At 40.8% G+C, this 9,468-nt stretch carries 10 protein-coding genes and 7 pseudogenes; 4 read left to right on the plus strand and 13 right to left on the minus strand.

The window, feature by feature from the left end; translation table 11 throughout:
• The first annotated feature begins 99 nt into the window (after nucleotides 1-99).
• From tnpB to QMQ21_RS18840, 4 genes and pseudogenes are all read left to right on the plus strand, one after another.
• Complete coding sequence (tnpB, locus tag QMQ21_RS18825) at nucleotides 100-450, plus strand: IS66 family insertion sequence element accessory protein TnpB (RefSeq protein ID WP_000152345.1); 351 nt, start codon at nucleotides 100-102, stop codon at nucleotides 448-450.
• Nucleotides 451-504: 54 nt separating this feature from the next.
• Complete coding sequence (locus tag QMQ21_RS18830; protein WP_000653988.1) at nucleotides 505-711, plus strand: IS66 family transposase; 207 nt, start codon at nucleotides 505-507, stop codon at nucleotides 709-711.
• A pseudogene (locus QMQ21_RS18835) lies at nucleotides 686-1,398 on the plus strand (IS66 family transposase); the annotation flags it as partial. The gene QMQ21_RS18830 and the pseudogene QMQ21_RS18835, both read left to right, overlap by 26 nt.
• Nucleotides 1,399-1,500: 102 nt before the next feature.
• Nucleotides 1,501-2,154 (plus strand): annotated as a pseudogene (locus QMQ21_RS18840) (IS66 family transposase); the annotation flags it as partial.
• Nucleotides 2,155-2,471: 317 nt separating this feature from the next.
• On the opposite strand, the pseudogene QMQ21_RS18845 reads toward QMQ21_RS18840, so the two are convergent.
• The 13 genes and pseudogenes from QMQ21_RS18845 to QMQ21_RS18895 form a co-directional block, all read right to left on the minus strand.
• Nucleotides 2,472-3,182: pseudogene (locus tag QMQ21_RS18845) on the minus strand (XRE family transcriptional regulator).
• 40 nt (nucleotides 3,183-3,222) lie between these two features.
• A complete protein-coding gene (locus QMQ21_RS19570) occupies nucleotides 3,223-3,366 on the minus strand; it encodes a hypothetical protein (protein ID WP_261814963.1) in 144 nt (47 codons plus the stop codon).
• Nucleotides 3,367-3,437: 71 nt separating this feature from the next.
• Nucleotides 3,438-4,032 (minus strand): annotated as a pseudogene (gene rnmV / locus QMQ21_RS18850) (ribonuclease M5).
• Nucleotides 3,998-4,626, minus strand: a pseudogene (locus QMQ21_RS18855) (TatD family hydrolase). The pseudogenes rnmV and QMQ21_RS18855 overlap by 35 nt, the downstream one beginning before the upstream one ends.
• Entirely contained in the window at nucleotides 4,620-4,769 is a 150-nt protein-coding gene (locus QMQ21_RS19575; RefSeq protein WP_261814965.1) for a TatD family hydrolase, read from the minus strand. The pseudogene QMQ21_RS18855 and the gene QMQ21_RS19575 overlap by 7 nt, the downstream one beginning before the upstream one ends.
• 402 nt (nucleotides 4,770-5,171) lie before the next feature.
• Nucleotides 5,172-5,300 (minus strand): annotated as a pseudogene (locus QMQ21_RS18860) (LPXTG cell wall anchor domain-containing protein); the annotation flags it as partial.
• Between the two features lie 209 nt (nucleotides 5,301-5,509).
• Nucleotides 5,510-5,926: pseudogene (locus QMQ21_RS18865) on the minus strand (hypothetical protein); the annotation flags it as partial.
• 73 nt (nucleotides 5,927-5,999) lie between these two features.
• Nucleotides 6,000-6,170 carry a hypothetical protein gene (locus tag QMQ21_RS18870; protein WP_261814972.1) on the minus strand — a complete coding sequence of 57 codons (171 nt, stop codon included), beginning with the start codon at nucleotides 6,168-6,170 and terminating at the stop codon, nucleotides 6,000-6,002.
• 16 nt (nucleotides 6,171-6,186) lie between these two features.
• Nucleotides 6,187-7,914, minus strand: coding sequence for a hypothetical protein (locus QMQ21_RS18875; RefSeq protein ID WP_261814966.1), 1,728 nt, complete (start codon nucleotides 7,912-7,914; stop codon nucleotides 6,187-6,189).
• 2 nt (nucleotides 7,915-7,916) lie between these two features.
• Complete coding sequence (locus tag QMQ21_RS18880; protein WP_261814967.1) at nucleotides 7,917-8,114, minus strand: hypothetical protein; 198 nt, start codon at nucleotides 8,112-8,114, stop codon at nucleotides 7,917-7,919.
• Entirely contained in the window at nucleotides 8,098-8,364 is a 267-nt protein-coding gene (locus tag QMQ21_RS18885; RefSeq protein WP_261814968.1) for a hypothetical protein, read from the minus strand. The genes QMQ21_RS18880 and QMQ21_RS18885 overlap by 17 nt, the downstream gene beginning before the upstream one ends.
• A 352-nt stretch (nucleotides 8,365-8,716) precedes the next feature.
• The gene (locus QMQ21_RS18890; RefSeq protein ID WP_261814969.1) at nucleotides 8,717-9,112 is read right to left on the minus strand and encodes a hypothetical protein; all 396 of its coding nucleotides are present in this window, start codon (nucleotides 9,110-9,112) and stop codon (nucleotides 8,717-8,719) included.
• A gap of 166 nt (nucleotides 9,113-9,278) precedes the next feature.
• On the minus strand, nucleotides 9,279-9,413 hold the full coding sequence (locus QMQ21_RS18895; RefSeq protein WP_261814970.1) for a hypothetical protein: 135 nt from the start codon (nucleotides 9,411-9,413) through the stop codon (nucleotides 9,279-9,281).
• Nucleotides 9,414-9,468 lie beyond the last annotated feature (55 nt).

Genomic DNA, 9,468 nt, shown 5'->3' on the forward strand with positions numbered 1-9,468 from the left:
ATATTCTGCTTAAAATTCGTATTGGCAAGCTTGAAGTAAGTTTTTTTCAATCTCTCAATCTCGAAATGATAGAAGAGCTTTTGGATAAGGTGTTGCTCCATGACAATTCATCTATCTAGCCTAGGGCAGGTCTATCTCGTATGTGGGAAAACGGATATGAGACAAGGCATTGATTCACTGGCTTATCTGGTTAAAACCCACTTTGAATTGGATCCTTTCTCCGGTCAAGTTTTTCTCTTTTGTGGTGGACGTAAAGACCGCTTTAAAGCCCTTTACTGGGATGGTCAAGGATTTTGGCTACTATATAAACGCTTTGAGAACGGTAAGTTGACTTGGCCAAGTACAGAAAAGGATGTCAAAGCTCTCACACCAGAACAAGTAGACTGGCTGATGAAGGGCTTTTCTATCACTCCCCAAATAAATTCATCAGAAAGTCGTGATTTCTATTGAAATGATGCCTTTCTTTTTAGTATAATAAAGTTAGAAAACAAGGAGGGGAAGACGATGAAAGACTTATTAAAAATCATTCAACAACAGAGTGCTACAATTGATAGTCTCACCAATGAACTTGCCCTTCTTCGTGAACAAGTGGCTTATCTAACGCAAAAGCTCTATGGAAAATCCTCTGAGAAAAGTGTTTGTCCATCTGGACAAGTCAGCCTTTTTGAGGAGGAAGCTTCATCTGATGAAGATGGAGAGGTTCCCAGTTGAAAGAGAAGAAATCACCTATAAACGTAAGAAAGCTAAAGGAAAACGTCAAGCTCTTCTTGCCCAATTCGATTCAGAAGAACTCCATCATCGCTTAGAGGATTGCATTTGCCCTGACTGTCAGGGAGAGCTAAAAGAGATTGGAGCGAGTCTTCAAGGCCAAGAATTAGTCTTTATTCCTGCGCAATTAAAACGCATAGATCATATCCAACACTCTTACAAATGCCAAGCATGCAGTGAGAAAAATCCGAGTGATAAAATTGTGAAAGCTCCTATCCCTAAAGCCCCTTTGGCGCATAGCCTTGGCTCAGCTTCTATTATCGCTCACACCATCCATCAGAAGTTTAATCTGAAGGTCCCCAATTATCGCCAAGAAGAAGATTGGGCTAGGATGGGTTTACCAATCACACGTAAGGAAATCTCTAATTGGCATATCAAGGCGAGTCAATACTATTTGGAGCCCCTCTATAACCTCTTGCGAGAGAGACTATTGACTCAGCCCTTACTTCATGCGGATGAAACCTCTTATCGGGTCTTAGAAAGTGATAGCCATCTGACCTACTATTGGACTTTTTTGTCTGGGAAAGCTGAGAAGCAAGGAATCACGCTGTACCACCATGATCAGCGTCGAAGTGGTTCAGTAGTACAAGAATTCTAGGAGATTATTCTGGATATGTGCATTGTGATATGTTGCGGCAGTAACTTAGGACCTTAGTCCTCTAGTTCTGCCTATGCGATAGCAGTCCAAGGTTTAGGAGCAAGGCGACGCTAAGCTTGGTAAACTGCGAACCGCTAGAAGCTTATCGTCAACTGGAAGAAGCTGAACTTGTTGGATGTTGGGCGCATGTGAGAAGGAAGTTTTTGAATCCACCCCCAAGCAAGCAGATAACTCATCCTTAGGAGCTAAAGGTTTAGCTTATTGTGACCAGTTATTTGCCTTGAAAGAGACTGGGAGGTTTTGCCAGCTGATGAACGACTACAGAAACGTCAAGAAGAGCTCCAACCCCTAATGGAAGACTTCTTTGCTTGGTGTCGGCGTCAGTCAGTTTTACCTGGTTCAAAACTAGGAAGGGCAATTGAATACAGTCTCAAGTATGAAGAAACCTTTAAGGCCATTTTGAAAGACGGGCATCTGGTCCTTTCCAATAATCTAGCTGAACGCGCCATTAAATCATTGGTTATGGACGGAGAAGAGTCCAGTGGACTCTTTTAGCCTGAGCTCAGTTTAAAAAGCGAGGGTGGTTGTTTTCTCAAAATTTTGAAGGAGCTAAAGCAAGAGCTATTATTATGAGCTTATTGGAAATAGCTAAACATCATCAACTAAATAGTGAGAAATATCTATCCTATCTTCTAGAATGTCTTCCAAACGAGGAAACTCTCGTAAACAAAGAGGTTTTAGAGGCTTATTTACCATGGACTAAAGTTGTACAAGAAAAGTGCAAATAAGAAATCTCCAGATTAGGAACTATCCGTGAGTTCTCTAGTCTGGAGATTTTTCAATATACTTCGTTATTGGGCGTTACGATTGAATTTTATTTAGACCACCAAGTAACTAAATAAAATAGAAAAGTTCATACTGTAATCTCCTTTCACATTTTAATTAATTATAAATTATTCTTAAATAAACTCAAAGGACATCAATACCCCTAAAATCTAACCATTTCATATTATTTTTACTTATATATAAAAAACAGCCCTAAAAACGAACTTTAGAGCTGTTTTGATGCGAGAACAGGGACATTTTTGTCACTGATTCACTATGTTTATAAATATTTTTTGACATCCTCTTGCCATTCCTCTGTCAATTTCTTTACTAGAAATTCATCTCCAATTAGCTGCGCAAATGTTTTAGAAGACTGATAAAATGATTCAGCTAAACTAAAATCTCTTTCTTCTCTTAATGCTTGCTTCCACAAAAACATAAATACAAGAGGTTTCTTTTGATAATCTTGAGTTTTATCCATAATTTCTTGTAAACACGATAGATAATCATTAAAACAATCAGTTACTCCTACCTTTTCAAGACAACACATTCCTGAAATAAGAGTATCTCTAATTATAAAGTAATTCTCTATTTGAGTTACCTTCTTCTGTTCCAAAAGAAAGAGCATTAGCTTTTCGATTTGATTTATAAATTTGGCAAGATCTTTCTAATGAGCATTTGATAAAAACAAACGAATCAACAACATATCATTTGTTGAATAAACTTCTTTTTCTATGATCTGAGGCATATGTTCCTCAAGTATTAACTCTGCATATTCAGGCCTTCTAGTTCTAGAAGTATCCAAACACGCCTGCAATACTTCACATGCTAATTGTTCTTCTTTAGGAAGATTATCAAAGTATGTTTTATAAATCTCTTCCAAACACGCTTCCTTCTTATCGTACTCCTCTTCTTTACCATAGATTGGTTCACGTAAAATCTGGTATTTCAATTCTAAATAAGCAGAAGGAAGAGCTGAAAAATCCAGCATAAGGCTATAAGCTGGAACTCCTAGTTACGAGCAATATAGTCTAACTTGGGCAAACTCGGTTGCGAAGCTCCACTTTCAATTGCGACAGTTGACGAACTGTCAGTTCTTGCTCATCTCCACAAAAATCTGGACGACTAATTCCTTTTTCTATCCTAATCTCTTTAATTTTTTGACCAATTAACATCAGACACCTCCTCTTCTACCTGCTTCGAAAAATACTGTGAAACTTAAAAAATTGTAACAGCTACATCTTTCCTACTCATAAGATTTCATAGCTTCTTCCACTTCTGCCAAGGTGACCCCAAACAACTCTAGGCGTTTGAGGAGTTGCTTGCCGTTGGAATAGCCGATTCCGGAGAGTCTCTCCGAGATATTCTCTGCGCTTACGGCTGTCTGCTCCCGCTAAGAAACCTAGGCAGATCAAGTCGCTACGACTAATGTCAAACTGACTCTCATGTTCAAATTGTTCTGTCACCTGAGCTAGAGCCGTTTTCAGGTCTTCATAGCTGGCATGCTCAATTCCCAGAGAACGCCCCTTGGTTTTGGACTTGGGAACAGCTTCATCTCGTTTGAGGAAGGCATGCTGAACTGTTGGAATAGTCGTCATAATCATGCGACGAATCCGCTCCCCATTAAAATCTGGGTCTGTAAAGACAATGACTCCATGACGTTGGTGTAGGCGCTGAATCCGTTCTAAATCCTGCTCATTGATGGCAGAACCTCGTGTCTCATAGGTCTCTACATCGAAGTAACGTTTGAGATTGGCCGTATCATCGCGACCTTCAACTACGATGACTTGGGAAATTTTTCTTTCATTACTTGCTGTCCAATCCAAAAATTCGCTCTGCATTTGCAGTCGTTGCCGCCGCTAACTCTTCTGCCGTCATCCCACGCAAGGCAGCAATAAAGTCCACCACATAGCGAGTATAGGCTGTTTTGTTTTCGCGGCCACGCTTGGTACAGGAGCCAAGTAAGGCGCATCCGTCTCCACCAAAAGCTTATCCAAAGGTAACTCTTTAGCTGCTTCTTGGATGTCAGTTGCCTTCTTAAAAGTCACCACTCCTGAGAAGGAAATGGTCATACCAAGCTCGACAAACTTCTCTGCCCACTCAAGCGTCCCTGAAAATGAATGCATGATACCACCTCGAGAGCCAACTCCCTCGCTCTTGATAATCTCATAGGTATCTTCCAGCGCATCACGGGTATGGACAACAAAAGGCAAATCCAAGTCCTTAGATAGCTGAATCTGACGGCGAAAAACCTGCTCCTGCACCTCTTTGGGCGCTGTCATCCAATGATAATCCAAACCAATTTCACCTAAAGCCACAACCTTGGGATGCTTGAGCTTGTCAAGCAAGTAAGCCTCGACTTCCTCCGTGTAAGTCCCTGCTTCTGTAGGATGCCAACCGATAGTCGCATAGAGCTGGTCATACTCATCTACCAACTCAAGGCACGCTCAATCGTCGGTTGATCAAAACCAACAATATTCATTTGTGTCACACCCATCTCAGCAGCCAAGGCAATTTCTTCTGCCTCACGACCTGCAAATTCTTCTACATTCAAGTGTGTATGTGTATCAAAAATCATCTCTTCTAACCTCGTTTTCTATCTTCTATTATACCAAAAAAGAGGAGGGGTACCCAATTTTTCAGTTTCCTCCTCTCTTCAATAGAACTATTCTGCTAGCTTTTCTACTCGATATTACCCATCTCCTGTCCCACAGTTAGAGACAGAAGAGACTGGTTACATTGATAGAATATCCCTATTCATCTAATACTCTTCGAAAATCTCTTCAAACCGTGTCAACGTCGCCTTGCCGTACTCAAGTACAGCCTGCGGCTAGTTTCTAGTTTGCTCTTTGATTTTCTTGAGTATAAAATATGTGATTATCTTGGGTTCTCACTTTTCTCACCCATCACTAGGATTGATGACTTCTCAAAATCCCCTTATAATCTAACTTTAAGTAGAGAATAGAATTTTCTAGCTGTCCTATTTTCTACGTCTAGCCTTTCTTCCTAGCAAAGCAAAACCACTGGTTGCCGCCACTAGACCAAGACTAGCAAGTGCTGCACTTGATGCTGAACCTGTGTTAGGTAGTTGTTTGCCAGCAGGCACTTTAACAGTTGATTTTTCATCAGTAGCTATGTACTACTCTAAATTCAATCTATTATATAAGAATGTTGAGTTACTGGCTCATCCTTCCATTATCTCTTATATTACAAAATACTCCATAATCTCCAGTAGAATAAATCTGGCTAGAGATTATGGAGTTATTTTCAGCCTTAATATCCTATCAAAAAATAATATTAAGATTCATTCAGTTAGATTTAGTTTACCAATTCACCATTAGCATTGACTCTATAGCCGTTTACTGTTGTATTGACTGCAAGCATACCTGATTCATCTACATAGTACCATTTCCCACTAACTTGGAACCATTGGCTAACTTTCATATCGCCATTACTGTTGAGGTAGTACCATGAACCATTGTCTAGTAACCATCCTGTGGCCATTGAACCATTACTATTGAGGTAGTACCATGAGCCATTGTATAGCAACCATCCTGTGGCCATTGAGCCATTACTATTGAGGTAGTACCATGAACCATTGTCTAGCAACCATCCTGTGGCCATTGAGCCATTACTATTGAGGTAGTACCATGAACCATTGTTCAGTAACCATCTGGCCATTGAGCCATTACTATTGAGGTAGTACCATGAACCATTGTCTAGCAACCATCCTGTGGCCATTGAACCATCAGTATTGTAGAAGTACTACATTCCATTTTCTTTTTTCCAACCTCTCGTCATAGAACTATTACTGTTGAGGTAGTAGAATGAAGAGTTTGCTGAATAAGAAACCTGTACCCATTGAACCGTCTGGAGTTGCCATTGAATCTTCCGCTGGTTTAGATTCTGATGGTTGCTCTGGAGTTGCCATTGAATCTTCCGCTGGTTTAGATTCTGATGGTTGCTCTGGAGTTGCCATTGAATCTTCCGCTGGTTTAGATTCTGATGGTTGCTCTGAGTTGCCATTGAATCTTCCGCTGGTTTAGATTCTGATGGTTGCTCTGGAGTTGCCATTGAATCTTCCGCTGGTTTGATTCTGATGGTTGCTCTGGAGTTGCCATTGAATCTTCCGCTGGTTTAGATTCTGATGGTTGCTCTGGAGTTGCCATTGAATCTTCCGCTGGTTTAGATTCTGATGGTTGCTCTGGAGTTGCCATTGAATCTTCCGCTGGTTTAGATTCTGATGGTTGCTCTGGAGTTGCCATTGAATCTTCCGCTGGTTTAGATTCTGATGGTTGCTCTGGAGTTGCCATTGAATCTTCCGCTGGTTTAGATTCTGATGGTTGCTCTGGAGTTGCCATTGAATCTTCCGCTGGTTTAGATTCTGATGGTTGCTCTGGAGTTGCCATTGAATCTTCCGCTGGTTTAGATTCTGATGGTTGCTCTGGAGTTGCCATTGAATCTTCCGCTGGTTTAGATTCTGATGGTTGCTCTGGAGTTGCCATTGAATCTTCCGCTGGTTTAGATTCTGATGGTTGCTCTGGAGTTGCCATTGAATCTTCCGCTGGTTTAGATTCTGATGGTTGCTCTGGAGTTGCCATTGAATCTTCCGCTGGTTTAGATTCTGATGGTTGCTCTGGAGTTGCCATTGAATCTTCCGCTGGTTTAGATTCTGATGGTTGCTCTGGAGTTGCCATTGAATCTTCCGCTGGTTTAGATTCTGATGGTTGCTCTGGAGTTGCCATTGAATCTTCCGCTGGTTTAGATTCTGATGGTTGCTCTGGAGTTGCCATTGAATCTTCCGCTGGTTTAGATTCTGATGGTTGCTCTGGAGTTGCCATTGAATCTTCCGCTGGTTTAGTTGGTTCCTGATCAGCTTTTTCTGCTTTTTCAAGCTCTTCAACTTTTGCTTTTGCTTTTTCAGCCTCAGCTTTAGCCTTCTCTAGTTCAGCTTCTGCAGCTGTTTGAGCTTGTTCAGCTTCAGCTTTTGAATTTTCAGCTGCTCTTGCTTCATTATTTTCTTTTTCAGCCTTAGCAGTCGCATCATCAGCTGTTTTCTTCGACTCTGCTGCTTTTTGCTCTAACTTCGCAATTCTAGCATCTGCTTCTTCTTGGGGTTGAACTGGAGTTTCTTCTTCCGTTTTAGCTGGTTCCTTAGCTTTTGCTTCCTTTACTTCTTCAAGGGTCTTATTGAAGTCATCAACACGAGAATTAATATCTTCTGCGTAAGATCCAACAAGGGCATCCGCCTGGTTAAATTCAGCTTCTGCTGCTGCACGAGCTTCTTCCGCTTCTTTGAGTTTTCTTTGTTGTTCCTCCAGAGCTTTAGCTTTTTGCTCAAGGTCGGCTTTGGCTTTATTAGCTTGCTTGGTTAGAGAGGCAATCTCATCTCCCAATTGATCCGCCTTGTCTTGCAGTTTTTCTGACTCTGGACGTTTCTTGTCTACTTCTTTGGCTTCCTCAATTTTCTTTTTCAATTCTTCAGGAAGACTGCTTTCTGACGTATAGACAACCTTACCATCATCCTTAACAACGGTCTCTTTATCATCTGCTGTTGGCAATTCCTGCACAACATCACTAACTTTGATGACACCACTTTCAATTGCGTCTAGTAAATCTTCCTTACCGATTGCTGCTTTAGCTGCTTGAATAGCCGCTGCTTTGTCCTTAATCTTATCATCTGCATTAATCTTAGCTTCGGCATCCTTTTCAAGTTCTGTCAAGGCTACTTCAAGCTCAGCTTTGGCTTGATCTTCTTTTTCTGTTCTGTACTCTTAAGCTTTTCTATCTCGTCAAGAGTCTTCTTGAGTTCCTCGGTACGAGAATCAATTTCATCCTTATAAGATTCCAGAACTTCATAGTCCTCATCAAGCTCAGCTTTGAGTTTATTATATTCTTCTGAATTTTTATCTTTCTTTTTCAAGTTCTTTAAGTTTTTTCTCAAAGTCAGCTTTAAGTTTATTAGCTTGCTTGGTTAGAGAATCAATTCCATCTTCCAATTGATCCGCCTTGTCTTGCAGTTTTTCTGACTCTGGACGTTTCTTGTCTGCTTCTTTGGCTTCCTCAATTTTCTTTTTCAATTCTTCAGGAAGACTGCTTTCTGACGTATAGACAACCTTACCATCATCCTTAACAACAGTCTCTTTATCATCTGCTGTTGGCAATTCCTGCACAACATCACTAACTTTGATAGCACCACTTTCAATCGCTTTTAGTAAATCTTCCTTACCGATTGCCGCTTTAGCTGCTTGAATAGCCGCTGCTTTGTCCTTAATATTGTCGTTAGCATTAATTTCATCTTCTGCAGCCTTTTCAAGCTTTGTAAATGCAGCTTCAAGATCATATTTCGCTTTCGCTTCTGGGTCTTTGTCTCTCGCTTCCTTTGCTTTTTGAGAGTGTCATTGAAGTCGTCAACACGAGTATTAATATCATCTTTGTAAGACTCAGCCAGTGCTAAAGCCTTTTCAAATTCAGCTTGTGCCGCTTCATGAGCTGCTTTCGCTTCTTCTAGTTTTTTCTGCTCTTCTACCAGAGTTGCTGCTTTTTCTCAGCTTCGGCTTTGGCCTTATTAGCTTGCTTGGTTAGAGAGTCAATTTCATCCCCCAATTGATCCGCCTTGTCTTGCAGTTTTTCGGATTGTGGACGTTTGGCATCAGCCTCCTCGGCTTTTTTGATTTTAGCTTTTATCTCTTCAGGAAGAGAAGAGTCTTTGCTAGTAATAACTGGATTTTCATCTTCCTTTGTTGGCAATTCCTTCACAACATCACTAGCCTTGATTTGACCATTTTCAATCGCTTTCAGTAAATCTTCTTTACCGATTCTCTCTTTTGCTTTTTTAATAGCTGCTGCTTTGTCCTTAATCTCATCGTTAGCATTAATTTTATCTTCTGCAGCCTTTTCAAGTTCTGTCAACGCCTTCATCACTGCTTCTTTAGCTTCAGCTTCTTCCTTTTAGCAGCAGCTAGCTCAGCATCAGCAGCCTGTTTAGCTTTTTCAGCTTTTGCTTTTGCCTCATCTGCAACTTTAGCCTCATCTGCTTCGGATTTCGCTTTCTTAGCAGCTTCTTCAGCTTTGGCTTTCGCTTCCTCTACTTTTTCTGTAGTTCAGCAACTTTAGCTTCAGCTTCTTTTCTAGCTTCTTCCGCTTTTTCAAAATCCTTTTTAGATTTTTCGGATGCTTTGCTAGTGTTAGTAGTATTTGATTCATCAGCTTTTACAGCCAATTGCTGAACGCTAGTAAGACTAGCCTAAAACTACCGCACTGGCTAGGCTGCAAAA

The organism is Streptococcus bouchesdurhonensis, assembly GCF_948472335.1.